The organism is Nocardioides gansuensis (assembly GCF_003076135.1).
Classification (GTDB): Bacteria; Actinomycetota; Actinomycetes; order Propionibacteriales; family Nocardioidaceae; genus Nocardioides; species Nocardioides gansuensis.
Genome location: NZ_QDGZ01000004.1, coordinates 85,483 through 112,422, shown reverse-complemented (window position 1 = coordinate 112,422; position 26,940 = coordinate 85,483). Strand labels below are relative to the sequence as shown.

27 protein-coding genes are annotated in these 26,940 nt (G+C 72.0%); 9 read left to right on the top strand and 18 right to left on the bottom strand.

Annotation, left to right across the window (positions count from 1 at the left end):
- Nucleotides 1–7 precede the first annotated feature (7 nt).
- From DDE18_RS10050 to DDE18_RS10035, 4 genes are read left to right on the top strand one after another with little or no spacing between them, the layout of a single operon-like run.
- On the top strand, nucleotides 8–775 hold the full coding sequence (locus DDE18_RS10050) for a DeoR/GlpR family DNA-binding transcription regulator (protein WP_116572131.1): 768 nt from the start codon (nucleotides 8–10) through the stop codon (nucleotides 773–775).
- Nucleotides 772–1,725, top strand: coding sequence for a 1-phosphofructokinase family hexose kinase (locus DDE18_RS10045; RefSeq protein WP_116572130.1), 954 nt, complete (start codon nucleotides 772–774; stop codon nucleotides 1,723–1,725). The genes DDE18_RS10050 and DDE18_RS10045 overlap by 4 nt, the downstream gene beginning before the upstream one ends.
- On the top strand, nucleotides 1,722–3,815 hold the full coding sequence (locus tag DDE18_RS10040) for a PTS fructose transporter subunit IIABC (RefSeq protein ID WP_116572129.1): 2,094 nt from the start codon (nucleotides 1,722–1,724) through the stop codon (nucleotides 3,813–3,815). Before DDE18_RS10045 ends, DDE18_RS10040 begins: the two co-directional genes overlap by 4 nt.
- 38 nt (nucleotides 3,816–3,853) lie before the next feature.
- Nucleotides 3,854–4,099: an HPr family phosphocarrier protein gene (locus DDE18_RS10035; RefSeq protein WP_116572128.1), complete on the top strand. Its 246-nt coding sequence runs from the start codon at nucleotides 3,854–3,856 to the stop codon at nucleotides 4,097–4,099.
- Between the two features lie 126 nt (nucleotides 4,100–4,225).
- On the opposite strand, the gene DDE18_RS10030 is transcribed toward DDE18_RS10035, so the two are convergent.
- From DDE18_RS10030 to DDE18_RS10000, 7 genes are all read right to left on the bottom strand, one after another.
- Nucleotides 4,226–5,131, bottom strand: coding sequence for a hypothetical protein (locus DDE18_RS10030; protein ID WP_116572127.1), 906 nt, complete (start codon nucleotides 5,129–5,131; stop codon nucleotides 4,226–4,228).
- Nucleotides 5,128–6,063, bottom strand: a complete 936-nt coding sequence (locus tag DDE18_RS10025; protein ID WP_116572126.1) for a bifunctional riboflavin kinase/FAD synthetase — start codon at nucleotides 6,061–6,063, stop codon at nucleotides 5,128–5,130. The genes DDE18_RS10030 and DDE18_RS10025 overlap by 4 nt, the downstream gene beginning before the upstream one ends.
- A 77-nt stretch (nucleotides 6,064–6,140) precedes the next feature.
- Nucleotides 6,141–7,001: a hypothetical protein gene (locus DDE18_RS10020; RefSeq protein WP_116572125.1), complete on the bottom strand. Its 861-nt coding sequence runs from the start codon at nucleotides 6,999–7,001 to the stop codon at nucleotides 6,141–6,143.
- 124 nt (nucleotides 7,002–7,125) lie between these two features.
- A complete protein-coding gene (gene truB / locus DDE18_RS10015) occupies nucleotides 7,126–8,043 on the bottom strand; it encodes a tRNA pseudouridine(55) synthase TruB (RefSeq protein ID WP_116572124.1) in 918 nt (305 codons plus the stop codon).
- A 1-nt stretch (nucleotide 8,044) separates the two neighbouring features.
- A complete protein-coding gene (gene rbfA / locus DDE18_RS10010) occupies nucleotides 8,045–8,500 on the bottom strand; it encodes a 30S ribosome-binding factor RbfA (protein ID WP_116572123.1) in 456 nt (151 codons plus the stop codon).
- Between the two features lie 131 nt (nucleotides 8,501–8,631).
- On the bottom strand, nucleotides 8,632–11,541 hold the full coding sequence (gene infB / locus DDE18_RS10005; protein WP_116572122.1) for a translation initiation factor IF-2: 2,910 nt from the start codon (nucleotides 11,539–11,541) through the stop codon (nucleotides 8,632–8,634).
- Between the two features lie 96 nt (nucleotides 11,542–11,637).
- A complete protein-coding gene (locus DDE18_RS10000) occupies nucleotides 11,638–12,117 on the bottom strand; it encodes a YlxR family protein (protein WP_116572461.1) in 480 nt (159 codons plus the stop codon).
- Between DDE18_RS10000 and DDE18_RS09995 the strand changes: the two genes are divergently transcribed.
- Complete coding sequence (locus DDE18_RS09995) at nucleotides 12,046–12,423, top strand: histidine phosphatase family protein (protein ID WP_116572121.1); 378 nt, start codon at nucleotides 12,046–12,048, stop codon at nucleotides 12,421–12,423. The two genes, DDE18_RS10000 and DDE18_RS09995, sit on opposite strands and share 72 nt — an antisense overlap.
- Here the strand turns inward: DDE18_RS09995 and nusA are convergent.
- Nucleotides 12,374–13,348 carry a transcription termination factor NusA gene (gene nusA, locus DDE18_RS09990; RefSeq protein ID WP_116572120.1) on the bottom strand — a complete coding sequence of 325 codons (975 nt, stop codon included), beginning with the start codon at nucleotides 13,346–13,348 and terminating at the stop codon, nucleotides 12,374–12,376. The two genes, DDE18_RS09995 and nusA, sit on opposite strands and share 50 nt — an antisense overlap.
- The gene (rimP, locus tag DDE18_RS09985; RefSeq protein WP_116572119.1) at nucleotides 13,348–13,839 is read right to left on the bottom strand and encodes a ribosome maturation factor RimP; all 492 of its coding nucleotides are present in this window, start codon (nucleotides 13,837–13,839) and stop codon (nucleotides 13,348–13,350) included. The genes nusA and rimP overlap by 1 nt, the downstream gene beginning before the upstream one ends.
- A gap of 87 nt (nucleotides 13,840–13,926) precedes the next feature.
- Here rimP and DDE18_RS09980 point away from each other — a divergent pair, with 87 nt between their 5' ends.
- Both DDE18_RS09980 and DDE18_RS09975 read left to right on the top strand, forming a co-directional pair.
- Nucleotides 13,927–14,460, top strand: a complete 534-nt coding sequence (locus DDE18_RS09980) for a hypothetical protein (protein WP_116572118.1) — start codon at nucleotides 13,927–13,929, stop codon at nucleotides 14,458–14,460.
- On the top strand, nucleotides 14,457–14,885 hold the full coding sequence (locus DDE18_RS09975; protein ID WP_116572117.1) for a DUF4439 domain-containing protein: 429 nt from the start codon (nucleotides 14,457–14,459) through the stop codon (nucleotides 14,883–14,885). Before DDE18_RS09980 ends, DDE18_RS09975 begins: the two co-directional genes overlap by 4 nt.
- A gap of 245 nt (nucleotides 14,886–15,130) precedes the next feature.
- Here the strand turns inward: DDE18_RS09975 and DDE18_RS09970 are convergent, their stop codons facing one another.
- A complete protein-coding gene (locus tag DDE18_RS09970; protein WP_116572116.1) occupies nucleotides 15,131–15,838 on the bottom strand; it encodes an HAD family hydrolase in 708 nt (235 codons plus the stop codon).
- Nucleotides 15,831–17,600, bottom strand: coding sequence for a proline--tRNA ligase (locus DDE18_RS09965; protein ID WP_116572115.1), 1,770 nt, complete (start codon nucleotides 17,598–17,600; stop codon nucleotides 15,831–15,833). Before DDE18_RS09965 ends, DDE18_RS09970 begins: the two co-directional genes overlap by 8 nt.
- Before the next feature lie 121 nt (nucleotides 17,601–17,721).
- On the opposite strand from DDE18_RS09965, the gene DDE18_RS09960 reads away from it, so the two are divergent.
- Entirely contained in the window at nucleotides 17,722–18,696 is a 975-nt protein-coding gene (locus DDE18_RS09960; RefSeq protein WP_116572114.1) for a WD40 repeat domain-containing protein, read from the top strand.
- A gap of 187 nt (nucleotides 18,697–18,883) precedes the next feature.
- Entirely contained in the window at nucleotides 18,884–19,888 is a 1,005-nt protein-coding gene (locus DDE18_RS09955; RefSeq protein ID WP_133241204.1) for a hypothetical protein, read from the top strand.
- Between the two features lie 13 nt (nucleotides 19,889–19,901).
- On the opposite strand, the gene DDE18_RS09950 is transcribed toward DDE18_RS09955, so the two are convergent.
- From DDE18_RS09950 to DDE18_RS09920, 7 genes are read right to left on the bottom strand one after another with little or no spacing between them, the layout of a single operon-like run.
- Nucleotides 19,902–20,750 carry a GNAT family N-acetyltransferase gene (locus DDE18_RS09950; protein ID WP_116572112.1) on the bottom strand — a complete coding sequence of 283 codons (849 nt, stop codon included), beginning with the start codon at nucleotides 20,748–20,750 and terminating at the stop codon, nucleotides 19,902–19,904.
- A 39-nt stretch (nucleotides 20,751–20,789) separates the two neighbouring features.
- Complete coding sequence (locus tag DDE18_RS09945; protein ID WP_116572111.1) at nucleotides 20,790–21,038, bottom strand: SHOCT domain-containing protein; 249 nt, start codon at nucleotides 21,036–21,038, stop codon at nucleotides 20,790–20,792.
- 43 nt (nucleotides 21,039–21,081) lie between these two features.
- Nucleotides 21,082–22,233 (bottom strand): flavodoxin-dependent (E)-4-hydroxy-3-methylbut-2-enyl-diphosphate synthase, encoded by a 1,152-nt coding sequence (ispG, locus tag DDE18_RS09940; protein ID WP_116572110.1) that lies wholly within the window; start codon nucleotides 22,231–22,233, stop codon nucleotides 21,082–21,084.
- A 48-nt stretch (nucleotides 22,234–22,281) separates the two neighbouring features.
- A complete protein-coding gene (locus DDE18_RS09935; RefSeq protein WP_116572109.1) occupies nucleotides 22,282–23,634 on the bottom strand; it encodes a M50 family metallopeptidase in 1,353 nt (450 codons plus the stop codon).
- Complete coding sequence (gene dxr, locus DDE18_RS09930; protein ID WP_165821115.1) at nucleotides 23,631–24,734, bottom strand: 1-deoxy-D-xylulose-5-phosphate reductoisomerase; 1,104 nt, start codon at nucleotides 24,732–24,734, stop codon at nucleotides 23,631–23,633. The genes DDE18_RS09935 and dxr overlap by 4 nt, the downstream gene beginning before the upstream one ends.
- The gene (locus DDE18_RS09925) at nucleotides 24,731–25,351 is read right to left on the bottom strand and encodes an AMP-binding protein (RefSeq protein WP_116572459.1); all 621 of its coding nucleotides are present in this window, start codon (nucleotides 25,349–25,351) and stop codon (nucleotides 24,731–24,733) included. The genes dxr and DDE18_RS09925 overlap by 4 nt, the downstream gene beginning before the upstream one ends.
- A complete protein-coding gene (locus DDE18_RS09920; RefSeq protein ID WP_116572108.1) occupies nucleotides 25,351–26,787 on the bottom strand; it encodes a M1 family metallopeptidase in 1,437 nt (478 codons plus the stop codon). Before DDE18_RS09920 ends, DDE18_RS09925 begins: the two co-directional genes overlap by 1 nt.
- Nucleotides 26,788–26,940: the final 153 nt, after the last annotated feature.

Genomic DNA, 26,940 nt, shown 5'->3' with positions numbered 1-26,940 from the left:
GGCAGGCATGTACGCAGAGGAACGTCAGCAGGCCATCGCCCAGCTCGTCGGCCAGCAGGGACGCCTCTCGGTCGCCCGCCTCGCGGAGGAGTTCGCCGTCACCACGGAGACCGTCCGCCGCGACCTCTCCTCCCTCGAGCGCCTGGGCCTGGTGCGCCGGGTCCACGGCGGCGCCGTGCCCGCGGGCTCGCTCACCGTCCTGGAGACCGGGCTCGGTGAGCGCGACCAGGCCAACACCGCGGCCAAGGACGCCATCGCCGCCGCCGCCCTGGAGCTGCTCCCGCCGGCCGGGTCGATGATCGTCCTCGACGCCGGCTCCACCACCGCCCGCTTCGCTGCCCTGCTCCCCCGCGAGCACCGGCTCACCGTCGTCACCCATGCGGTGCCGGTCGCCGCCCGGATCGCGGGCCACCCGCAGATCGACCTCTACCTGCTGCCCGGCCGGGTGCGCCCCACGACGCACGCCGCCGTCGGCGCCGACACCGTGGCCGCCCTCGCCGAGCTGCGCGCGGACGTCGCCTTCCTCGCCACCAACGGGATCAGCCTCGAGCACGGGCTGACCACACCCGACCGTGATGAGGCCGCCACCAAGCGGGCCATCGCGGGCTGCGCGCGGCTCACCGTCGTGCTTGCCGACTCGAGCAAGATCGGCATCGAGACCCAGCTCCGGTTCGCCACCCTGGCGGACATCGACGTGCTCGTCACCGACGACGGGATCGACCCTGCCGATCGCCGCGCTCTCGAGAAGGCAGGGGTCGAGGTGGTCGTCGCATGATCCTGACTCTCACGCCCAACCCCAGCGTCGACCAGACGATCGCCCTCGCGGGCGGGCTCTCGCGCGGGCAGGTGCAGCGCGCCGACGCCGTCATCTCGCAGGCCGGCGGCAAGGGAGTGAACATCTCCCGGGCGTCGGTCAGCGCGGGCATCCCGACGGTCGCGATCGTCCCCGCCGCCAAGGACGACCCCTTCGTGATCGAGCTCCTCGCAGCGGGCATCGACTGCCGGCCCGTGCGCCCCGCGGGCCAGGTCCGGGTCAACGTCGCCATCACCGAGCCCGACGGCACCACCACCAAGCTCAACTCCCCCGGCGCGACGGTCGGCGCCCAGCACCTCGAGGACATGGCCGACGCCCTCGTCGCCCGCGCCGCCACCAGCGACTGGACGGTGCTGGCCGGGTCGCTCCCCGCCGGCGCGCCTTCCACTTTCTACGCCGACGTCGTACGCCGCCTGCGCGGCGTCGCCCGGCAGGTCGCCGTCGACACCAGCGAGGCTCCGCTGCGGGCCCTGGTCGACGCGCTGCCCGAGTCCGCCCCCGACCTGATGAAGCCCAACGGGGACGAGCTCGCCTCCTTCACCGGGGGCGACCCCGAGGAGCTGGAGTCCGACCCCGCCAAGGCCGCCGAGGCCGCCCGCACGCTCGTGGACCGGGGTGTCCGCGCCGTGCTCGCCACCCTCGGCGCCCACGGGGCCGTCCTGGTCACCGCCGAGGGGGCCTGGCACGCGGCTCCCCCGCCCACCACCGTGGTGAGCACCGTCGGGGCCGGTGACTCGAGCCTCTTCGGCTACATCCTCGGCGACATCCGGGGGCTGCCGGCCCCCGAACGCCTCGCCCTCGCCGTGGCTTACGGCAGCGCCGCTGCCTCACTGCCCGGCACCACGATCCCCGAGCCCGGACACCTCCGCACCGAGCTCGTCGCCGTCACCGCCCTGGGAGGCACTTCATGACAAATCTGATCACCACACCGCTGGTCCGCCTGGACGCGGACCTCGGCACCGACAAGCACGACGTGATCCGGGCGCTGGCCGGGATCGTCGGCGAAGCCGGGCGCGCCACCGACGTGCAGCAGCTCGTCGACGACGCCCTGGCCCGGGAGAGCACGTCGCCGACCGGCCTGCCGGGCGGCATCGCGATCCCGCACTGCCGCACCGCCGGCGTCGACGAGCCCACCCTGGCCTTCGCTCGTCTCCGGCCGCCGGTCGACTTCGGCGCCAAGGACGGGGAGGCCGACCTCGCCTTCCTGATCGCCGCGCCGGCCGGCGGGGACGCGACCCACCTGCAGCTCCTCACCAAGCTCGCGCGGTCACTGGTCAAGCCTGCCTTCACCGACTCGCTCCGCGCCGCCGAGACCGCGGAGGAGGTCGTCGAGCTCATCAACCAGGCGCTCGACGTGCCCGCCCCCGCCCAGGCCGCTCCCCCGGCCCCTGCAGCGGCCGCCGTCGGGGCGACCCCCGTCGCCGCGTCCGCGGCGGCCACACAGTCCGCCGACGCGGCGCCTGCCGCGACCGCCGTACCTGCCGCCGGTCGCTCGCTCGTCGCCGTCACCGCCTGCCCCACCGGCATCGCGCACACCTACATGGCGGCCGAGGCGCTCGAGGCAGCGGCCGAGCGGGCCGGAGTGGACATCTCCGTCGAGACACAGGGCTCGGCCGGCTCCACGCCGCTCTCCCACGACACCATCGCGGCCGCCTCCGCGGTGATCTTCGCCGTCGACGTGGGCGTGCGTGACCGCCACCGCTTCGCCGGCAAGCCGATGGTGACGTCGGGCGTGAAGCGCCCGATCGACGACGCCGACACGATGATCTCCGAGGCCCTCCGCTACGCCGACGACCCCAACGCCCCGCGCGTCGAGGGCACCGCCGGTGCCGCCCAGACGGGCGCCGCCGGCTCGGAGTCGTGGGGCGGCCGCATCCGCCGCGTGCTGATGACCGGCGTCTCCTACATGATCCCGTTCGTCGCGGCCGGCGGCCTGCTCATCGCCCTGGGCTTCCTGTTCGGCGGCTACGAGATCGCCAACCACGCCGACGCGGTGCTGGCCGACAGCACCCTCTTCAACCCGCCGAACCTCGCGGACTTCCAGGATCCGGCCCTCGACCACGCGATGTTCGACAGTGCCTTCCTGGCGTACTTCGGCGCAGTGCTCTTCAAGATCGGCGCGCTGGCCTTCAGCTTCCTGGTCCCCGCCCTGGCCGGCTACATCGCCTACGCCATCGCCGACCGGCCGGGCATTGCGCCCGGCTTCGTGATGGGCGCCGTCGCAGGCTTCATCAACTCAGGCTTCCTCGGCGGCATCATCGGCGGCGTCCTCGCCGGACTCGCCGCGCACTGGGTCGCGTCGTGGAAGGTGCCCACCTGGGGCCGCGGGCTGATGCCCGTCCTGGTGATCCCGCTGCTGGCCACCCTGATCTCCGGCTTTGTGATGATCGTGGTCCTCGGCAAGCCGCTGGCCAGCTTGATGTCGAACCTGTCGGACGGCCTCAACAGCCTCCAGGGCGGCTCGGCGGTAGTCCTCGGCATCGTGCTCGGCCTGATGATGGCCTTCGACATGGGCGGCCCGCTCAACAAGACCGCCTACGCCTTCGCCACCGCCGGCCTCGGGGCAGCCGCCACCGCGACGGACGCTCCCGAGCTCAGGGTGATGGCCGCCGTCATGCTCGCCGGCATGGTCCCGCCGCTCGCGCTGGCGCTGGCGACCGTCGTACGGCCCGGCCTCTTCAACGCGGCCGAGCGGGAGAACGGCAAGGCCGCCTGGCTGATGGGCGCGTCCTTCATCACCGAGGGTGCCATCCCGTTCGCCGCGGCCGACCCGCTGCGCGTGATCCCGTCGATCATGGCGGGTAGTGCCGTCACCGGCGCCCTGGCCATGGGCCTCGATGTCAGCCTGCGGGCGCCGCACGGTGGCATCTTCGTGCTCTTCGCCGTGAGCAACATCCTCGGCTTCCTGATCGCCCTGGTGGCCGGGACGCTCGTCTCCGCCGCCCTCGTCGTGGGGCTCAAGAGCATGGCCCCCAGCGACGCCGACGTCGCCATCGTCTGAGTCTGCCCTCGCACCCGACCCACCACGAAGGAGCATCCATGCCCAGCAAGTCCGTCGTCGTCGGCTCCGCCGTCGGCCTCCACGCCCGCCCCGCCGCCCTGATCGCCGAGAAGGCCGGCGAGCTCGGCTCCGAGGTCACCATCAACGGGGTCGACGCCAGCTCGTCCCTGATGATCATGACCCTCGGGGCCGGCAACGGCGACACCGTGGAGGTCGCGGGCGAGGACCAGGCGGCGGTCGACGCGATCGCGGCCATGGTCGAGCAGGACCTGGACGCGGTCTGACGCCTCCCCACTCCGCAACGGCCTACGGACGGTGACCCTCGGGTCACCGTCCGTAGGTCGTTCTCGGGCGTGTCGCGCGGTGGCAGGGTCGGTCGACGGACACCGGGCGTCGCGTTCGTACGACGATCAGTCGCGGTCGAGCAGGTAGCCGACCCGGACGCGGAGCGCCTGCTCGAGCTCGCCGAGCACCTCGGAGAAGAACTGCCGGCGGTAGTGCTGGTCCGTCACGGCGTAGACCGCGAAGTAGAGCCCGCTGAAGCCCGCCAGGAAGGTGGAGACCTGGACGAGCTCGCGGCTCACCGGCCCGACACCCCAGGGATAGGTCGGCGGCACGCCGATCCAGGCCTCGACGACCTCGTCCTTCATGGCGACGGCACCGAAGACGAGGAAGAACCCGAAGACGGCCAGGGCCAGGAGGAGCACCTGCACGGCCTGGGTGATCAACAGGACCAGCACGAGGTTGGCCTTCTGCAGGCCCACGACGTCGGCCCGGGGACCGAGCTCGGCGCGGCCGACCTCGTCATCGAGCTGGTCCAGCTCCTCCACGAGCCGCACCACGAGGAAGCCGCACGCCATCGCGGCGAAGAGCATCACCGCGCCCCAGAGCACGCCACCGTCGAGGGACGACGCCACCATCCAGACCTCGGTGTTGATGAAGAGGAAGGTGACGAAGAGCAGCAGCATCGGCAGCGCGCGAGTCGCGAGGGGAAAGAGCAGCCCGAGGCTGGCGAAGGTGCGGCGCAGCGCCCAGCCGGCGATCAGGTCGGCGCGCAGCGCACGGGCGGCGTAGAGGGCCGCCACGAGGAGCAGCACCGTGACGCCGGTGGCGATGCCGACCGAGGGCAGGCCGAGCCACCAGCCCGCGGCGATGCCGGCGGGGACCGCCACGGCCAGCCCGACCAGCGCGACGAGGAGCAGTCGCGGCCGGGAGAGCCGATGGCCGACCTTCTCGCGGATCGGGTCGACGAAGTAGGGCAGCCCGTGCGCCAGGAACCACGCTTCGGCCTCCGGGGGTGCCAGGCGGTCGGTCATCCAAGGAGCTCGCGTGCGCGGCGTACGTCGTCGTGCATGGTCTCCACGAGCGCGTCGACGCCCTCGAACTTCACCATGCCGCGCAGCCGCTCCACGAAGGCGACCTCGACCGGGACGCCGTAGAGCTCGAGGTCGTCGCGGTCGAGCACGTAGGACTCGACCCGGCGCTCGCGCTCGCCGTCGAAGGTGGGGTTGGTCCCCACCGAGATCGCGGCCGGGAAGCGCTCCCCGGTGTCGAGCCGCGTCAGCCAGCCGGCGTAGACGCCGTCGGCCGGCGCGGCCTCGTGGGCCGGCGTCGGCACGTTGGCGGTCGGGAAGCCGAGCTCGCGGCCGCGCTGGTCGCCCTTGACGACCTCGCCGCGCACCGTGAACGGCCGGCCGAGCGCCTCGGCGGCGCCCGCCACGTCGCCCATCGCCAGGCACTGGCGGACGTAGGTCGAGCTCCAGACCTGCGGGCCGCCGTCGAGCGCGATGCCCTCGACGCCGAAGCCCTTCGCCTCGCCCTGCTCGGCGAGGAACGCGACGTCGCCGGCGGCGCGGGCGCCGAACCGGAAGTTGGCACCGACCACGACCGCACGCGCGTGGAGTGCGGACACGATCACCCGGTCGACGAACTCCTCGGGCGTCCAGGCAGCGATCTCCCGACTGAACGGGATCACGAGCACCGCGTCGGCACCGCACCCGGCCAGCAGGCGGGCGCGGGTCTCCAGCGAGGTGAGCGTGGGAGGCGCGTGCTCGGGCCGCAGCACCGCGATCGGGTGGGGGTCGAAGGTCACCACGACGACGGTGTCCACCCCGACCTCGCCCGCGGTCTCGCGGGCCCGCCGCAGCACGTGCTGGTGGCCCAGGTGCACCCCGTCGAAGTTGCCGATCGTCACCACGGTGCGACCGAGGTCGGTCGGCACGTCGTCCACGGAACGCCAGATCTGCACGGGCGCAGCCTATCGGCGGAAATGGCCAGGGCCCCCGGCACCCGCACGGCTGCGGGAGCGGGAGCCCTGGCGGGTGCTCACTTGAGGGTCAGTGCGCGGTGCATGCCCATCATGGCGTGCGGCATGCCGCCCTGGTTGGCGTCGGGCCAGAAGCAGATGGCCACGTACTTGCCCTTGGGCAGCCTGTACTTGACCGTCGCCTTCTTGCCGGGGTCGATCACCCCGACCTCCATCGCGTTCTGGAAGGACACCGGGGGCTTGCCCTCGAAGTGCCCGTCCGCGTAGGCGAGGAAGTCCTTGTAGGTCTTCCCCGGCTTGAGGGCCACGACGAGCAGGAAGTGGTTCTGCGACGACGCGTTCTTGAACGTCAGCCAGCCCTTGTTCGGGATCGACGCCGGCTTCTTGGCCAGCGTGACGTCCTTGATGGCCTTGATCGTCCTGCTCGAGGGAGCGGTGGCACCGGTGTCCGCGCCCGCCACGGTGAACGACGTGAACTTGGGCGTCCTGCCCCACGTGTCGAGGGCGAGGTAGTCGCCCGCCGGCAGGTCCACCACCAGCTTGCCCGTGGTCCCCGGGAAGGCGGTGACGCCGCCGAGGAGCGTCGTGTTCTCCTCGAAGCGCTTCTGGGCCTTCGCGTCGCCCTTGTCGAGACCGGCCTCGATGTCGGCCGTGACCATGTCCGTCGTGTAGCCGGGCGCCGTCTGGGCGATCTGGAACGAGCCGGGCTTGGCGACCTTCACCGAGAAGGTGTTGACCCCCGGCTGGATCGTCGTCGGCATCGTGATGACCCTGGAGCCGTCGATGGACACCGCGACGGTGCCGGCGAGAGCCGAGCTGGCGGCAGCCGCCGAGCCCGAGGCCTCCGCGGTCATGGTGGTGGCGCCGGTGGCGACGAGCAGCACGCTCGCCCCGACCACGCCGAGCTTGCGCTTGATCATGGTGCTCCTTGGAAAAATCGTTCGTCCCGAGATCCGTCCACGGGACTATGGCGCGGCCCGGAGCACCAGGAGGGCGAAACGCCTGAAATCGCCCGCGGCTGACTAGACCAGTGCCCAGGTGCCGTCAGCCGACGAAGACCGCGACGGGCCGGGCACGCAGGCCGTCGGAGGCGTAGAGGGCGAGGAACTCGCCGTCCGGGGCGAACAGGGCGTGCTCTCCCGTCCCCGGGAGCTCGAGGTCGAGCGCTCGACCGACCCGCACCGAGGCCGCGTCCCCCTCGGCCAGGTCGACGCTCGGGAAGGTGGCGCGCGCCGCCGACGCGATCGACACCATCCGGAAGTCCTCCGCGAGCTCGTCGAGGGTATGTGCGACCGACAGGTCGAAGGGGCCGACGGCCGTACGCCGCAGCGCGGTGAGGTGGCCGCCCACCCCGAGTGCGGTGCCGAGGTCGCGGGCGATGGCCCGGATGTAGGTGCCGCTGGAGCAGCGGACACTGATCCGGACGTCCAGGCCATGCTGGTCGATCCCGACTCGGCTCGCTCCAGGGTGCGGAGCCGAGACCCCGTGGACGACCAGCTCGTGGATCGTGACGCGGCGGGCGGCGAGCTCGACCTCCTCGCCGGCGCGGACCCGGGCATAGGCCCGCTGGCCGTCGACCTTGATGGCGGAGACAGCGGTCGGCACCTGGTCGATCTCCCCCACGAACGAGGCGAGGACGTCACGCACGCGCTGCTCCGTGACACCCTCCAGGGAGGCGGTCGAGACCACCTCCCCCTCCGCGTCGTCCGTGGTGGTCGACGCGCCCAGGCGCAGGGTCGCGTCGTAGGACTTCTGCGTCAGCATCAGGTGACCGAGGAGGCGGGTGGCGCGGTTCAGCCCGACGACCAGCACGCCGGTCGCCATCGGGTCGAGGGTGCCGGCGTGGCCGACCTTCCGGGTGCCGGCGAGTCGGCGCACGCGCGCGACGACCCCGTGCGACGTCGTACCTCCCGGCTTGTCGACGACGACGAGCCCGGAGGACGCCGGGTCAGGCCTGGACACCTCAGTCGTGGTCGGTGTCGTCGAAGTCCTCGTCGTCCTCGACGACCCGGGGCTTCTTGTAGGGGTCGGGCTCCCCGGCGTAGGTCTCCACGCGCTGCGAGGCGACCTCCTCGTCGAGCGCCTTGGCCCGGGCGAGCACCTCGTCGAGGTGCCGGGCACTCTCGGGCAGGGCGTCGGGGATGAAGGTCAGCGTCGGGACGTGGCGCATGCCGAGCTGCTTGCCGACCTCCGACCGGATGAGCCCCTTGGCCGACTCCAGGGCCGCAGCCGTGTTGGCCACCTCCTCCTCCGCTCCGAGGACGGTGTAGAAGATGCTCGCCTGCTGGCTGTCTCCGGTGACCCGGACGTCGGTGACGGTGACGAAGCCGAGGCGGGGGTCCTTGATGCGCCGCTCCAGCATCTCGGCCACGATCACCTGGATCCGGTCCGCGATCTTGCGCACCCGGGGGCTGCTCATGTTGCTCACTCTCTCAGGATTGCCGTGTCGTTTCACCATGAGCTGTCGCCGAGCCTGCACTTCCCCGGGTCCGGAGACCCGGGGAAGTGCAGGTTCATCTGCACACCGAGGTGTTGCTGCAGCGGCAGCGATCAGCTGCGCGGGATCTCGCGCATCTCGAAGGCCTCCACGACATCGTCGATCTTGATGTCCTGGAAGTTCCGCAGGACGAGACCGCACTCGAAGCCCTCGCGGACCTCGGACACGTCGTCCTTCTCGCGGCGCAGCGAGGCCAGGTCGAGGTTGTCCGCCACGACCGCCCCGTCGCGGAGCACGCGCACCTTGGCGTTGCGGCGGAGGACACCCGAGGTGACCATGCAGCCCGCGATGTTGCCGGCCTTGGACGAGCGGAAGATCTCGCGGATCTGCGCCTGGCCCAGGACCGACTCCTCGAACTCGGGCTTGAGCATGCCCTTGAGGGCCGCCTCGATCTCCTCGATGGCCTGGTAGATCACCGAGTAGTAGCGGATCTCCACGCCCTCGCGGTCGGCCATCTCGGTCGCCTTGCCCTGCGGGCGCACGTTGAAGCCGATGATGATCGCGTCGGAGGCGGCAGCCAGGTCGACGTTGGTCTCGGTGATCGCACCGACACCGCGGTCGATGACCCGGATGCTGACCTCGTCGCCGCCCACGTCGATCTTCGACAGGGCGTCCTCGAGGGCCTCGACCGAACCGGACACGTCGCCCTTGAGGATGAGGTTGAGCTCCTGGCTCTCGCCCTTCTCCATGGAGGCCATGAAGTCCTCGAGGCTGCGGCGGACCCGGCGCTTGGCCTGCATGGCCGCACGCTCGCGCGCCTCGCGCTTCTCCGCGATCTGGCGCGCCATCCGGTCGTCCTCGACCACGATGAAGTTCTGGCCGGCACCGGGCACGGAGCTCAGGCCGAGCACCATGGCGGGACGGGCCGGGTCGGCCTCGGCGATCTCGTTGCCGTGCTCGTCGAGCATGGCGCGGACACGGCCGTGGGCCGGGCCGGCGACGATCGAGTCGCCGACGCGCAGCGTGCCTCGCTGGACCAGCACCGTCGCCACCGGACCGCGACCGCGGTCCAGGTGCGCCTCGACCACGAGGCCCTGGGCGTCCTGGTCGGGGTTGGCGCGCAGGTCGAGCGACGCGTCAGCGGTGAGTACGACGGCCTCGAGCAGGCCGTCGAGGTTGAGGCCCGCCTTCGCGGAGACGTCGACGAACATCGCGTCGCCGCCGTACTCCTCGGGGACCAGGCCGTACTCGGTCAGCTGGCCGCGGACCTTGGTCGGGTCGGCCTCGGGCTTGTCGATCTTGTTGACCGCGACCACGATCGGCACACCGGCGGCCTTGGCGTGGTTGAGCGCCTCGACCGTCTGGGGCATGACGCCGTCGTCGGCCGCCACCACCAGGATCGCGATGTCCGTCGCCTGCGCACCACGGGCACGCATGGCGGTGAACGCCTCGTGACCCGGGGTGTCGATGAAGGTGATCCGACGCTCCTGGCCGTCGACCTCGGTGGCCACCTGGTAGGCACCGATGTGCTGGGTGATGCCACCGGCCTCCTTGTCGACGACGTTGGCGTTGCGCAGCGCGTCGAGGAGCTTGGTCTTGCCGTGGTCCACGTGACCCATGACCGTGACGACCGGGGGCCGCACGGCGAGGTCCGACTCGTCTCCCTCGTCCGAGCCGAACTCGAGGTCGAACGACTCGAGCAGCTCGCGGTCCTCGTCCTCCGGGGAGACGACCTGGACGACGTAGTTGAGCTCCTCGCCGAGCAGCTGGAGGGTCTCGTCACCGACCGACTGGGTCGCCGTCACCATCTCGCCGAGCGAGAACAGCATCTGCACCAGGGCGGCTGCGTCGACGTTGATCCTCTCGGCGAAGTCGGTCAGGGACGCGCCACGCGGAAGACGGACGGTCTCGCCGTTGCCCTTGCGGACGCGCACGCCGCCGATCGTCGGGGCCTCCATGGCCTCGAACTCCTGGCGACGGGCCCGCTTGGACTTGCGGCCTCGACGCGACGGACCGCCGGGACGACCGAAGGCACCCTGGGTCTGGCCACGCTGGCCGGGACGGCCACCGCCACCGGGACGGCCACCACCACCACTGGGACCGAAGCCGCCGGGAGCACCGCCGGGGGCGCCACCGCGGCCGGGGGCACCGGCACCGGCGCCCGGGCGACCGGGAGCACCGCGCCCGGGACCACCGGGACGACCGGGGGCACCGGTACGGCCGGGACCACCCGGCCCACCGGAACGAGCGCCCGGACCCGTGCCGAAGGCGGCCGGGGACTTGGGCATCATCGCCGGGTTGGGGCGCGGCATGCCCGGGCGACCCTGGGCGCCACCCTCACGGGCGGCCGGGGGACGCGGCGGGCGGGTGTCGGCGGCGTCACCGCCGGGGGCGGGCGCCGGACGGCGACCCATGCCCTGGCTGGACGCGAAGGGGTTGTTGCCCGGGCGGGGCGCACCTGGCTTGCCCACCGGGCGCGGGGCCGGGGTGGCGGGCTTGGGACCGGGAGCGGCCGGCCTGGGGGCGGCAGCAGCCGGAGCGGCAGGCGCCTCGGGAGCAGGCGGAGCCGGGGGCTCGGCCGCCGGCTTCGGGCTGGGACGCGGACCCGGACGCGGGCCGGCCGCCGGGGCGGCGGTCGGTGTCGCGGCGGCGGGTGCCTCGGGCGCGGCCGGGGCGGGAGCCTCGGCAGGGACGGCCTCGGCAGGGACGGCCTCGGCAGGGGCGGCCTCGGCAGGGGCGACCTCGGCAGGAGCCGACGCGGCCGGAGCCTTGGGGGCGGGCGCCTTGCGGGCGGGGGCCGGCTTCTCGGGCGCGGCCGCCGCGGACTGGTCGGCGGAGGGGGTCGCCGACGCGGCGGCCTTCAGCTCATCGCCGTACTGCTTCTTGAAGCGCATTTCGACGGGGGGCTCGACAGTCGACGATGCCGACTTGACGAACTCCCCCATCTCCTTGAGCTTTTCGAGAACGAACTTGCTCTCGACTCCGAACTCCTTGGCGAGCTCGTGGACTCGGGTCTTTGCCACGGTGTAGATGTCTCCTTCTGGTCCGTCGCCCCAGAAGGAGGGGAAACGGAGCAGCTAGTGGGTGTGCAAACTCATCGCGAGGTACTCATCGAGTGCTCATGAGCTGCGTGCTCCAGTTTCTGGTCGGTCGTGCGGTGTCATGGTCGGGAGCGAGGCGATGTAGTCGGCCACCGGCGTGCTCGGCAGGCCCTCCGAGAGCCGCAGGGCCCTGGTGAACGCGCGTCTGCGCACCGCTTGCTCATAGCACTCGGACGTGGGGTGCAGGTGTGCGCCCCGACCGGGTGCCGTGTGACCCGGATCGGGCACCACGGCCGGCAGGCCATCGGGACCCGAGCCTGCGACCACACGCAACAACTCGCTCCTGGCGGCCCTCGTCCGGCAACCGACGCACGTGCGGACTGGGCCGGACGTGCTGGACTGACGGGAGGGGACCACCGACGAAGACTGTATCGCGTCGGAGCCCGAATCCCGAACCGGGTTGCTGGCGCGCCTGGCCTGAGGGCCATGAGCGACCTGCAGTGCGCGGCCACCCTGCTGCTGGCACGCCACGGCGAGGCCGAGTACGAGTCCTCGCATGGGGCCGACGAGGGCGGGTCGCTGACCGCCCGCGGGCGCGAACAGGCGCGTGCCCTCGCCATCGAGCTGGCCGGCGCCCGGGTCGCGCACCTCTGGACGAGCACGCTGGCCAGGGCGGTACAGACCGGGGAGATCGTCGCCGCCGCGCTGGGCGTGGGCGTGACCACCCGGAGCGGGTTGCGGGCTGGTGGCGGTTCTCAGGGGTTGCAACGAACCCGAACCGCCAACATCACGGGATATCCGGAGGTTCCGCCTCCTACTCGGCGGGGGCCTCGTCGGAGCGGATGTCGATGCGCCAGCCGGTGAGCCGGGCGGCGAGGCGGGCGTTCTGGCCCTCCTTGCCGATCGCCAGGGAGAGCTGGAAGTCGGGTACGACGACGCGGCAGGAGCGCGCGGCCAGGTCGACGATCTCCACCGAGCTCACCCGGGCGGGCGAGAGGGCGTGCGCGACGAGCTCGGCCGGGTCCTCCGACCAGTCGACGATGTCGATCTTCTCGCCGTGCAGCTCCGCCATCACGTTGCGGACCCGCTGGCCCATCGGGCCGATGCACGCGCCCTTGGCGTTGACCCCGGGCACGGTCGAGTGCACCGCGATCTTGGTGCGGTGGCCTGCCTCGCGCGCGATCGCGGCAATCTCGACGGTGCCGTCGGCGATCTCCGGCACCTCGAGTGCGAAGAGCTTCTTGACCAGGGTGGGGTGGCTGCGCGACAGCGTGACCTGCGGGCCGCGCATGCCCTTGCGGACCGAGACGACCAGGCACTTGATGCGCTCGCCGTGGACGTACTTCTCCCCCGGCACCCGCTCGCCGTTGGGCAGCACGGCCTCGAGACGGCCCAGGTCGACCATCACGTCGTCCGGGTTGCGACCCTGCTGGATCACGCCGGAGACGATGTCGCCCTCCTTGCCGGAGAACTCCCCGAACTTGATGTCGTCCTCGGCGTCGCGGAGCCGCTGCAGCATGATCTGCTTCGCGGTCGTCGCAGCGATGCGGCCGAAGCCCTCGGGGGTGTCGTCATACTCCGCGACCACCTGGCCGTCGGCGTCCAGCTCGGCCGCCAGCACCTGGACGTGCCCGGTCTTGCGGTCGAGCTCGACGCGGGCCCGGTCCTGGGCACCGGGTGTCTTGTGGTAGGCCGTGAGCAGCGCCTGCTCGATCGCCTCGACGAGCACGTCGAACGAGATCTCCTTCTCGCGCTCCAGCATCCTCAGGATGCTCAGGTCGATGTCCATCAGGCGTCCTCGCTCGTTTCGGTCTTGCGGTTGAACTCGATCTGCACCAGCGCCTTGGCGACGTCGTCGTAGCGCACGTCGCGCGGCGTCCCGGCCACGTCCAGGGTCACCTGCTCCTCGGTCGACTCGCCGATGCGCCCGGTGATCTGCTCGCCGTCGGCAAGGGTCGCCTTCACCAGGCGGCCGGCGTTGCGGCGCCAGTGGCGGGGCAGGGTGAGCGGGCGGTCGACCCCGCGCGAGGTCACCTCGAGGGTGTAGGGCATCTCGCCCATCACATCGGAGTCGTCGAGCACGCGGGCAACCTCACGCGTCGCGTCGGCGACGTCGTCGAGCGTCACTCCCCCGTCCTTGTCGACGGCGACGCGCAGCACGCGACGCTTGCCGGCCGGTGTGATCTCCACGGCCTCGACGTCGAGGTCGAGGGCAGTCAAGGGGCCGGCCAGCTCCGCCTCGATGCGGTCCCGGATGGCGTCCTGCCTGGGGCTGCTCACTGGTGTGCGACCTCCTTGTGCTGTTGTCGCCGACCACGATAGCGGCTACCCAGTCGCGGCCCTGCAGGGGCGGATAGGGTGCCGGGCGTGTCCCGCTCCCCGCGCCTGATGTCGCGTCGTACGACGCTCGCGGCGGCGTTGTTCGGCCCCCTCGTCGGGTCCGCGTGCGACTCGCCGTTCGGCGACCGGCCCGCCGGCGCCCCGGGGAAGTCACCCGGGAGCGCGGAGGTCGATCCCACGCTCTCCGGCGACGAGGCGGTGGTGGCCTCCGTGCTGGCCGCCCTCGACCGGTCGATGGCGATCGTGGAGGCGGTCACGGACCGACACCCCCGGCTGGCGCGCACGTTCGCGCCCCTGGCCACGATGCAGGCCGCCCACGCGGCCGTGCTCCTGGAGGCCCGGGTCGCCGAGGACCGCGCGCCCGTCCAGCCGCCAGCCGTCCCGCCGCGGGCATCGGCCGCCGAGGCGGCCGCACGGCGCGCCGCGCGCTCCTACGAGAGGGTGCTGCGGGAGAGCCTGATGGTCGCCGAGAGCGGCGCGCTCGCCCGCGCCCTGGCCGCGATGGCGGCGGGCGTGGGCCAGCACCTCGCGGTCCTGGACGCGACCGGAGCGCCCGGATGAGCGCTCTCGACGCACTGCAGACCACGCTGGCCGCGGAGCACGCTGCGGTCTTCCTCTACGGTCTCTACGGCGGCCGCACGTCCCAGTCCGCCGATCCCGGGCTCTACGCGGCGGTCGAGGCGGGCTATCGCGCTCACCGCGCCCGTCGCGACCAGCTGCGCCTCGCCATCGCCGACCTGGGCGGTGAGCCGGTGGCCGCTGCCGCGACCTACGAGGTGCCGCGCAACCTGGTCGTCGCGACACGCATCAAGCGGGCCGCCCTGGAGACCGAACGTGCCTGCCAGGAGACCTACGCCGCCCAGGTCGCGCAGACCGTCGGCGGGCTCCGGCGCTGGGCCGCGACGGCACTGGCCGAGGCAGCCCTGCAGGCCCTCGCGGTCGGCGGACGACCCGAGCCCTTCCCCGGCGCTCCCGAGCTGGGCTAGCCGGCCGCACCCGGCCGAAATGCCAACGCGGTCCGCGGCCACACCCCGAGGGTGAGTCCCGAGATCTCTCCCTTGGGGTGAGTCCGCGAACCGCGCCACTGGGCTTGGTCAGCATCACCCTGGATGATCCGAGCCCTATGGGGCGGCCCGGTCACAGGTGAAATCATGCAGCACGTCGGCAGCGGGACCTAGGCATCGCTTGCTTCATCTTTGTGCACTGCAGAAACCTGCAGCACGGCTCACGCTCAGCCCAGGCTCCGTACGGCGTCGGGCAGCTCGCGCAGCGCCCGCACCTCGGCGTCCGGACGACCCTCCGTGTGGCCCACCTGGTCGGCCGGGATCGTGCTCAACGGGATGTGGATCGCACGGAGCCCGGCCTCGTGCGCGCCCCACACGTCGTCGTACAACCGGTCGCCGACGTAGACGCACGCGGCGGGGTCGTCGACGCCCACGGCCTCCATCGCCGCGCGGAAGGCCTTCGGCGACGGCTTCGTCCACGGGATCTCGCTGGTGTAGACGTCACCGTCGATCAGGTCGTAGACCCCGTCGCGCTCGAAGAACCCGACGTGCCACTCCCGTGGCCAGATCGTGTTGGACAGCACACCGATCTTCAGGCCCATCTCCCGGAGCTCCTCGAGCATCGGGCGCACCTCGGGGTCCGTCGGTGTGTGCGGCAGCCAGAACTCGTAGTAGGCCTGCAGCAGCTCGGGGTCGTGGTCGAGTCCGGCCTCGGTGAAGAGGTCGGCGATCGTCGCGCTCTGCTGGTGGTCACGCGAGCGCCCCCACACGATGCCGCCCGCCTCGTGCAGCCGGGTCGTGATCTCGCTCGGGTCGTGGTGGTCGGCGTTGACCACGGCCTGCGCGAGCGCCAGCGACTCGGCGTGGAAGTCGACGTCGTGCCAGCGGGTGAGCGTGCCGCCCCAGTCGAAGATGACGGCGCGGAGCTCAGCCACGCACGACCTCGACGAGGCGCGCGGCCGCGGCGTCGACGGCCACGTCCTCGCGCTCGCCCGTGCGCCGGTCCTTGATCTCGACCTCGCCGTCGGCGAGGCCGCGCCCCACGGTGACGATCGTCGGCACGCCGATCAGCTCGGCGTCCTTGAACTTCACGCCCGGACTCACCTTGCCGGCCCGGTCGTCGTAGATCACGTCGAGGCCCTGGCGGGACAGCTCGCCGACCAGCTCCTCCGCCGCGGCGAACACGGCCTCGTCCTTGCCGGCGGCGACCACGTGGACATCGGCGGGCGCCACCGCGCGCGGCCAGCAGAGCCCGATCTCGTCGAGGGTGTTCTCGGCGATGGCGGCGACGCCGCGCGAGGGACCGATGCCGTAGGAGCCCATCGTGACGGTGACCAGCTTGCCGTTCTCGTCGAGGACCTGCAGGCCCAGCGCCTCGGCGTACTTGCGGCCCAGCTGGAAGATGTGGCCCATCTCGATGCCGCGGGCGGCCGTGAGCGTGCCCTCCTGGCAGTTGGGGCACTCGTCGCCGTCGCGCACGTCGGCGGCCTCGATCGTGCCGTCGGGCGTGAAGTCTCGCCCGGCCACCATGTCGACCACGTGGCTGCCGGCGACGTCGGCGCCGGTCACCCAGCGGGTGCCCTCGACGATGCGGGGGTCCACGAGGAAGCGGATGCCGGACGTCGACTGCTCGCCCAGGACGCCGGGGCCGATGTAGCCCTTCACCAGCGCGGGGTGGTTCTTCATCTCGGTCTCGTCCATCGCCTCGACCTCGATGGGCTCGAGCTGGCCGCCGAGGCGCCTGAGGTCGACATCCCGGTCGCCGGGCACGCCGATGGCCAGCGGCTCCTTCGTCCCGTCGGGGTGGCGGAGCACGACGAGCACGTTCTTGAGCGTGTCCCCGGCCTCCCAGGGCCGGTCCTCGCGCGGGAGGTGCTCGTTGAGGTGGTCGACGAGCGTCTCGATGGTCGGGGTGTCGGGGGTCTCCTCCGCGTGGGCGGCGGGGACGTCGTCGTACGCCGCGGGGGCGGGGGGCCGGACGGCGACCGCCTCCACGTTGGCGGCGTAGTCGCAGTGCGTGCAGGCGACGTAGGTGTCCTCGCCGACTGCCGCCTTGGCGAGGAACTCCTCGGAGGCGGAGCCGCCCATGGCACCGGACGTCGCCTTGACGATGACGTACTCGAAGCCGAGCCGGTCGAAGATCCGGATATAGGCCTCGCGGTGCCTCTGGTAGGACGCCTCGAGGCCGGCATCGTCGACGTCGAAGGAGTAGGAGTCCTTCATCACGAACTCGCGGCCGCGCAGCAGGCCGGCGCGGGGGCGCGCCTCGTCGCGGTACTTCGTCTGGATCTGGTAGATCGCGAGCGGCAGGTCCTTGTAGGAGGAGTAGAGATCCTTCACCACGAGGGTGAACATCTCCTCGTGGGTGGGGCCGAGGAGGTAGTCGGCGCCCTTGCGGTCCTGGAGGCGGAAGATGTTGTCGCCGTACTCGGTCCAGCGGCCGGTGGCCTCGTAGGGCTCCTTGGGCAGCAGCGCGGGGAACGAGAGCTCCTGGGCGCCGATGGCGTCCATCTCCTCCCGGATGATGCTCTCCACCTTGCGCAGCACCCGCAGGCCCAGCGGCAGCCAGGTGTAGACGCCCGGCGCGTTGCGGCGGATGTAGCCGGCGCGGACGAGCAGCCGGTGGCTCGGCACCTCCGCGTCGTTGGGGTCGTCACGCAGCGTGCGCACGAACAGGGAGGACATCCGCAGGATCATGCGCGCAAGGATAGGTGTGCGGGGTCCGGGACCGCGAAGCAGTTCCGGCTGCAGCGCAACCGGGAGGCGCCGGCCCGCGTCCTCCCTTGTGAACGCCCCGCCCCCGCCGCCCGGAGGACCCATGTCCCGCCTGCTCCGCACCCTCGCCGCGCTCGTCGGCGCCGTCCTCCTCGCCGCGCCGGCGCTGGCCGCCGCTCCGAGCGTCGACGTGCAGCCCGAGCAGCTGCCGCGGGGTGCGGACATCGCGATCGCTCACATCGAGGACGGCGTCTTCGTCGACGGCGACCGGCGCGTCGACCTCGGCGCCCCCCGCGCCTACCTGCTCGGCCGGTCCGGGAAGGCCTGGATCGTCGGCACCACGAACGCCGACGGAGGTGGTCGGTTCCGGATCAAGCGGCTCCGACCGGACGACTCGTTCAAGACGCTGCTGCGCGGAGTCAGTCCCTACGAGGTCGTCGTCTCCGACGACGGCGGCCGCCTGGCGCGCACGACCCTGCACACCCGCGACAAGAGCTCGGTGGTGCGGGTCTGGTCCGCCCGCAGCGGGAGGCTGCTCGCGGACCGGACCTTCGCGGGCTACCTCGACGTACGCGCCCTCGCGGGCGACCAGGTCGTGCTCGCGGGCGACCGGGGCACCCTCGAGTGGGACAGCACCACGGACTGGACCGGCCGGATCACCCGGCGCCGCGCCTGGGAGGTCGATCTCTCGCTCGACCTGATGGCCTCCTTCACCGGAGATCCGTACGAGGACGGCTGCACGGTGGTGAGCCCGGTGACCCGGCCGCGCAAGATGCTCTGGCGCTCCTGCAAGGAGCGCGTCGAGGCATTCTCGCCCGACGGCGAGCGAATGGCGACCGTGCACATCCTGTCCGACGGGATCGGCCCGGTCGACGTGTGGCTGCGCGAGGTGGACGGCACGCGTCGGGCCCACTACACGACCAGCTGGTTCGGCTCGATCAGGTGGGAGTCGGACACCGCTCTCCTGCTCGACGTCAACGGCGAGCGCAAGGCGTCGACCGTGCGGTGCGTCGTCGAGGTGTGCGAGAACGCGACGGACCCCGGAAAGGTCCCGACCTACCGGCTGTCGGCGCGCTGAACGCGGGCTCAGCCGCGGGCCGCGCCCAGCGCCGCCCGGATCATCGGCAGCTGCATCGGGAGCCTGGCCGGGGCGGCGGTGGTGCCGGAACTGGACATCGAGGACATGCGCGCGAGGATGGGTGTGCGCCCGGGGCTGCCATCGCGGCTCGGGCGCTGACATGCTCGACGATCCGCTCGGAGGACCGATGAAGACCACCCGACAGCTCGCGCTCGCCACAGTGGCGTCCCTGATCGCCCTGCAGGCACCGGCTGCCGCGGCCACCACCGACCTCCAGCCCGAGGACCTGCCTCACGGCTCCGACATCGCGATCGCCCACATCGAGGACGGCGACCTCGTGGCCCGCGGCCGCACCTTCGTCGTGGGCGGCGACCGGGCCTACCTCCTAGGCCGCTCCGGCTCGGCGTGGATCGTCGGCACCACCAGTGCGGATGGCCAGAGCGACCGGAAGATCAAGCGGGTCTTCCCCGACGGCACCTTCCGCACGCTGCTCAAGGGCATCGAGCCCTACAACGTCGTGGTGTCCGAGGACGGACGCCGGCTGGTGCGCAGCAAGTACGTCCGCGGCCGGAGCGTGGTCAAGCTCTGGTCCGCCCGCAGCGGCAAGCTCAAGGTCTCGCGGACGTTCGACGAGGTGTACGACGCGCCGGCGGCACGCTCGGGCCGCAAGGTGCTGCTCAGCGGCTGGGAGAGCGGCGTCGCGTGGTGGGACACCGTGACCGGGTCGATCACCCGGGTGACGAAGCGCCCGCTGAACGCGGTCGACCTCGGGTCCGACCGGCTGGCTTCCTACACCGACGACCCCTACCAGGGCGGCTGCACCAAGGTGACGCCGCTGTCGGCGCCGCGCCACGTGCTCTGGAAGTCCTGTGACGAGCGGGTGGACGCCTTCTCCCCCGACGGTGACCGGATGGCCACGATCGGCATCCTCTCGGACGGTCTCGGCCCCGCCGAGGTCACGGTGCACGAGATCGGCGGCGACCGGCTGGCGTCGTACAGGACCAACTGGTTCGGCGCCGTGGAGTGGGAGAGCGACACCCGCCTGCTCCTCGAGGTCAACGGCCAGACACAGTCCTCGACCGTGCGCTGCGAGGTCGACGAGTGCGAGAACGCGACAGACCCCGTCCCGGTGCAGGCGCCGCGCACGGTGGCCCCGCGCCGCGAGCTGGTGCGCCAGTCGCCACGCGGCTGACTCGGCGGCGCCTTTAGAACATCAGCGTCGACATCCGCGCCGTCTCGGTGAAGCCCACCCTGGCGTAGGCCGCCCGCGCCGGCTCGTTCCAGTCGTTGACGTAGAGCGACACGACCGGGGCGACCTTCGCCCGGACCAGCTCGACGACAGCCGCCATGCCTGCGGTGGCGACGCCCTGGTTGCGCAGGTCGGGGCGCACATAGACGCCCTGCACCTGCGCGGCGTACGGCGTCGCGCAGGCCACCTCGGCCTTGAACTCGACCTGCCCCTCGTCGTCGAAGCGGGCGAACGACCAGCCGCGGAGGACGAGCTGCTCGACGCGGGCACGGTAGAGGTCCTTGCCGCCACCGACCTCGGGCGAGACGCCGACCTCCTCGGTGTACATCGCCACGCAGGCCGGGTAGACGGCCTCGACGTCGGCCCGCGTGGTGACCCGCACGCGCGGGTCCGGGGCGACCCGCGGAGGGCCGTCGATGACCAGGTGGGGCTGGCGCCAGCGCGCCTCGCGGGGGCTGCCCCAGCGGTCCGACACGGCCTGCCAGAACGCCTCGACGGGCTGGTGGGGTCCGACGATGGTGGCCGTCGACCGCACCCGAGCGAGCGCCTGCTCGGTGAAGGCCAGGACGTCGTCGGGCGTGCACTCCACGGGCACCAGGTTGGCGCCCATGTGGCAGCCCGCCACCAGCTCGCTGCCGCGGAAGCGTCCCCACACCTCACCCCCCAGCCACCGGGGCTCGAGGTAGGTGATCCGGGCGCGGTACTCGGCGAACACGTTGAGCACGGGGTCGCGACCGGTGAGGGCGAGGAAACCCTCGAGGTCGTCGGGTCCGAGCAGCCTCACCTGGCCGCGCCTGGTCAGCACGGAGGCGACTCTAGCCACCCGCTGGGTCCGCCGCCGCTCTCAGATGGACCTGAGCACGTCGGCCCTCGCCCGGTCGTGCTCCTCCTGGCTGATCACGCCGCGGGCGAGCAGTGAGGCGAGCTCCTCGAGCCCGTCATCGGTGAGCACCGCCATCGTGGCTGCCCTGTCCTCGTCGAGACCGGCCGAGCGCGCCATGTCACGGGCCGTGCCGATCTTCCAGAGCGTGCCCACCACTCCGGCGAGCACCACGAGCCCGAAGAGCAGCCCGAATCCGCCACCAGAGTCCATGGCCACCACCTCGAGAAAGCGGGCCAGAGGCCCGGCCGCGAGGTCAGGATACGGTCACGCTGGGCTCTGCGCCCTCGACCGCTTCCATGCCCTCGGCGATCCGCATGGCCTCCTCGATCAGCGTCTCCACGATCTGGGACTCCGGCACCGTCTTGATGACCTCGCCCCGCACGAAGATCTGGCCCTTGCCGTTGCCGGACGCGACCCCGAGGTCGGCCTCCCGAGCCTCGCCCGGGCCGTTGACGACGCAGCCCATCACGGCGACCCGGAGCGGGACCTCGAGGCCGTCGAGGCCCGCGGTCACCTGCTCGGCGAGGGTGTAGACGTCCACCTGCGCGCGCCCGCAGCTGGGGCAGGAGACGATCTCGAGCTTGCGCTCGCGGAGGTTGAGCGACTGCAGGATCTGGATGCCCACCTTGACCTCCTCCACCGGCGGGGCGGAGAGGGAGACCCGGATCGTGTCGCCGATGCCCTTGCTGAGCAGCGCGCCGAACGCGGTGGCGGACTTGATGGTGCCCTGGAACGCCGGGCCCGCCTCGGTGACGCCCAGGTGCAGCGGCCAGTCGCCCTGCTCGGCGAGCAGCTCGTAGGCGCGCACCATGACGACGGGGTCGTTGTGCTTCACGGAGATCTTGAAGTCGTAGAAGTCGTGCTCCTCGAAGAGCGAGGCCTCCCACACGGCCGACTCCACGAGCGCCTCGGGCGTGGCCTTGCCGTGCTTCTCCAGCAGCCGCTTGTCGAGGGACCCGGCGTTGACGCCGATCCGGATCGACGTGCCGTGGTCCTTCGCGGCCCGCGCGATCTCCTTGACCTGGTCGTCGAACTTCTTGATGTTGCCGGGGTTGACCCGCACCGCGGCGCAGCCCGCCTCGATCGCGGCGAAGACGTACTTCGGCTGGAAGTGGATGTCGGCGATCACCGGGATCTGCGACTTGCGCGCGATGTCCGGCAGCGCCTCGGCGTCGTCGGCGCTCGGGCAGGCGACGCGCACGATGTCGCAGCCGGCGGCCGTCAGCTCGGCGATCTGCTGGAGGGTGGCGTTGACGTCGGCGGTCAGGGTGGTCGTCATCGACTGCACGGAGATCGGCGACTCGCTGCCGACGCCGACCTGCCCCACCTTGATCTGCCGGGTGGGACGACGGGGAGCCAGGACGGGCGGGGGCAGCGCGGGCATGCCGAGGCCGACGGAGGTCATGGCGCCAAGTCTAGGGAGCGCTGGTTGGTCGAGCGGAGCGAGACCCGGTCAGGAGGTGATGTGCAGCGGCACCACGATGTCGCCGACGATGAGCACGACGCCCATCACCAGCATGGCCAGCCCCACGACGTACGCCACCGGCAGCAGCCTGGCCACGTCGACGTAGCCGGGGTCGGGCCGGCCGAGCAGCCGCGCGACGCCACGTCGCGCACCCTCGTAGAGCGCGCCGGCGATGTGGCCGCCGTCGAGCGGCAGCAGCGGCACGAAGTTGAACATGCCGATGAAGAAGTTGAAGCCGGCGATCAGCATGAGGAGGTAGACGAGCTTCTCCGAGACCAGGAACTCCTCGTGGGAGACCGTCTCCCCGGCGAAGCGCCCGCCCCCGACGATGCTGACCGGGCTGTCGATCGCCCGCTCCTCGACGCCGGCGATCGCCTTGGCCACACCCCAGACCTTGACGGGCAGCTGCACGAGCGCCTGCACCGTGTCGACGGTCATGCCGCCCATCTCGCCGAGCGTGTAGACCGGGCCACCGGTCTGGATATGGAACTCGGGCGTCACGCCCAGGAAGCCGACCTGCACGAGCGTCTCGTCCTCGAGCGACTTCGGCCGGAGGGTGACCGTCGTGTTGGTGTGGACCGTCTGCTCGACGCCGTCGCGCAGGATCGTCAGGTCCGCCTCGCCGTCGGCGTTGGCGCGGATCCGGTCCTGGAGCAGCTGCCAGTCGTCACCGACCTCGGTGCCGTTGAAGGCGACGATGCGGTCGTCCGGCTTGAGACCGGCGGCGTACGCCGGCGTCGCCGGATCCTCTGCCGTGCACTCACGACCGCTCTCCTCGAACGGCACGACGCACGGCGCGACGGAGCTCACGACGGGCTCGAGCACCCGGTCGGTGGGGTTGCCGTAGGTGGCGAAGACGCCGGTGAAGATGAAGAACGCGATGGCGATGTTGACCATCGGGCCGCCGCCCATCACCACGACCTTCTTCCACCAGGGCATCTTGTAGAACAGCCGGTCGGCGTCGTCCGGGCCGACGAGCTCCCACTCCGCGGAGCGGGCGTCGGAGATCAGCTGGGTGAACAGGCCGGTGTTGGACTTGCGCACCCGGTGCACCTGGCGGCCCTCGGCGTCGACGGTCGTCTCCTCGACGAGCTGCTCGGCGCCGGGCGGCAGCATGCCGATGATCTTCACGTAGCCGCCGAGCGGGATCGCCTTGACGCCGTACTCCGTCTCGCCGATCCGCTTGCTCCACACCGTGGGGCCGAAGCCGATGAACCACTGGCTCACCTTGCCGCCGAACTTCTTCGCCGGGATCAGGTGGCCGAACTCGTGCAGCCCGATCGAGAGCATGATGGCGACGGCGAAGACGAGCACGCCCAGTGCGTAATAGAGCGCGGTCATGGCGCGTGGGTCCCTCCGATGAGCCGGGCCGCTTCGTCCCTGGCCCATGCATCGGCCGCCAGGACGTCGTCCACGGTGAATTGCTCCTTCGAGGGTACGTCGTGGGTGGCGAGGACGCGCGCCACCGTCTCGACGATCTCGACGAACCCGAGCCGGCCGGCGTGGAAGGCGGCCACGCAGACCTCGTTGGCGGCGTTGTAGACGGCCGGGGCGGTGCCACCGCGCTCCCCCGCCTCGCGCGCCAGCCGGACGGCCGGGAAGGCGACCTCGTCCAGCGGCTCGAATCGCCAGTCGGACGCCCTGGTCCAGTCGATCGGCGTCTCGGCGTCGGGCACCCGGTCGGGCCAGCCCATCCCCAGCGAGATCGGCACTAGCATCGTCGGCAGCCCCAGTTGGGCGACGACCGCGCCGTCGACGAACTCCACCATCGAGTGGATCAGCTGCTGCGGGTGCACGACCACGTCGATGCGGTCGAACGGCACGTCGAAGAGCAGGTGTGCCTCGATCACCTCGAGCCCCTTGTTGACCAGGGTCGCGGAGTTGGTGGTGATCACCGTGCCCATCGCGAAGTTGGGGTGGGCCAGGGCCTCGGCCGGCGTGACGTCGGCGAGCTGCTCCCGGGTGCGCCCGCGGAAGGGTCCACCGCTCGCGGTCAGCACCAGGCGGCGTACCTCACCGGCGGAGCCGGCCCGCAGGCTCTGGGCGATCGCGCTGTGCTCGCTGTCGACCGGGACGATCTGGCCAGGCCGGGCCCGGTCGCGCACCAGCGGGCCGCCGATGATGAGCGACTCCTTGTTGGCCAGCGCCAGCGTGTTGCCGGCGTCGAGGGCGGCCAGCGTCGGCCGGAGGCCCACCGCGCCGGTGATGCCGTTGAGGACCACGTCGCAGTCCAGCGCGGCCGCCTCGGTCGACGCGTCCTCCCCCAGCCCGTGGAAGGCGGGGGCAAACTCGGCGACCTGCTGCTCGAACACCTCGGGGTTCGAGCCGCCGGCCGTGAGGGCGACGACCCGGAACCGGTCGGGGTGGGCGCGGACGAGGTCGAGCGCCTGGGTGCCGATCGAGCCGGTGGAGCCCAGGACGACCACGTCGCGAGCGGTCACGCCTCCGCTCCCGGCGCGTCGAACGACCACAACGCGAGCCCACCGACGTCGACGAGCGTGGCTCCCTCGGGCGCCACCGGCTTCTGGTCGTCCGACACGCCGAGGGCGCCGAGCACGGACACCGGCCGGCCGCCGACGACCGCGAGCAGCGCATCGGCCGGCACCTCGGTGCAGCCGGCGGGGTTGGCCCGGCCAGCACGCATCACCGTGTCCCAGGGCAGCTCGGAGGAGTCGTCGAGGGTGATCAACGGGCAGTCCGCGTCTCCCGTGGGGATGTGGGAGGGCGCCACGACCACCTTCGCGCGGGCGATGTCGTCGACGTCGTACGACGCCACGGCGCCGACGCGCGCCACCGCGAGCGCCACGTGGATCCCGTGCGGGGCGGGCAGGTGGGCCACCGCGACGGTGTCGCCCGGCCCGACGTCGAACGCGCGCAGCACGCCAGCGAAGGCCCCGGCCTGCTCGAGCAGCGCCGCGAAGGTCCAGTCCCTGCCCGCGAGACGGACCGCCACGTCGTCGGCGCGCCCGCGGATCACGTGGCGGTCGAGCGCCTGGTAGCAGGCGTTGAGCGTGCCGTCGAGACCTTCGACCGGCTTGCGGAACCAGTCGACCGACATCAGCCGAGCCCGTTGGCCGCCGTCGGGGCAGGCCGCTCCGGCGTGCGGAGCCACGCGGTGAAGAACGAGGTGAGGTCCTGGCCGCTGAGCTGGGAGGCGAGGGCCTCGAACTCCTCCGAGGTGGCGTTGCCGCCGCCCTTCTGGTCCAGCCAGGTGCGCAGCAGCAGCCAGAAGGCCTGGTCACCGATGCGGTGGCGCAGCGCCTGCATCGTCATCGCACCGCGGTCGTAGACCGCCGAGTGGAAGATCTTGCCCGGCCCCGGGTCGCCGATCACCACGTCCCAGAACGGGTCGCCGGCGGGGAAGCTGGCCCAGGAGTCCTGCAGGGTCCGCGCCGCGGACGGGCCGCCGTGGGTCTCCCACCAGCGCCACTCCATGAACGTGGCGGCGCCCTCGTTGAGCCAGATGTCGCGCCAGCGCGCGACGGCGACGTGGTCGCCGAACCACTGGTGAGCCAGCTCGTGCACCACGAGGCTGACGTAGTGCCTGCCCACCGCGGGGTAGGTCGGGCGGGTCTGGTTCTCCAGCGCGAAGCCCACCGGCAGCGACGTGGTGAGGCCGCCCACCACGGAGAACGGGTAGGGGCCGAGGTCGGCCTCCAGCGCGTCCACGACCCTCGGGGTGCGGCGCATCAGCGACATCGACGCGCGCCGCTCCTGCGGGGGCAGCGCCCTGGACACCGCGACCAGCCACGGCAGGCCGCCCGAGGCGCCCTTCTCGATCGCGAAGTCACCGGCGGCGAAGAACGCGAGGTAGGTCGTCATCGGCTCCTCGGCCTTCCACGCCCACGTGGTGCGCGCCCCGTGCCTCTTCTTCCCGACCAGCTGGCCGTTCGCCACGACCTCGCGGCCGGTGGGCACGGTGACGCGGATGTGGAACCTCGCCTTGTCGCTGGGGTGGTCGTTGGCGGGGAACCACCAGGGCGCCATGTGCGGCTGGTTCATGGTCACGACCTCGCGCGGCGACGCCAGCCAGTTGCGCTCGCCGGCGTAGCGCCGCTCGCCCGGCCTCCCGGCGTACGTCACCGTGACCGTGTGCGCGGTGCCGGCCGCCAGCGGCGCCTTCGGGGTGATCCGCAGCTCGTGGGAGCTGGGGCGGCCGTGGGCGGCGCGTGCCCCGTCGACGGTGACCTTCGAGACCGGGAGGAGGAAGTCGAGGTGGAAGCTGGCGAGGTCCTGCGTCGCAGTGAGGCGAAGCTTGGTGCGGCCGGAGAGGCGGCGGCTGTCGAAGTCGTAGGAGTCCCTGATCCGGTACGACGCGACGTCGATGCCGCCGTTGCCGTCCTGCGGCCAGTAGGGATCGCCGATGCCGGTCGCGCCGGCGACGGGGGCTCCTACGTCGGCGACCACCCCGGAGGCGGCCCCGGAGACGGTGGGGGGCGCGAGGAGGGCGCCCAGCGCGAGGGCGACGGCTGCGGCGGCGAGGCGGCGGGTCACCCGTGCAACCTACCCCGTGGATATTCCGTTGCGCCCGCTCGGCCGACCCCGGCAGCATGGCCGGGCGAGCACCACGGAGGTGCCGCACGCACCAGCGAGTGAGAGGAGCCGTGACATGTCGATCACTGTCCTCGGCCTGCCCGCAGACCGTCC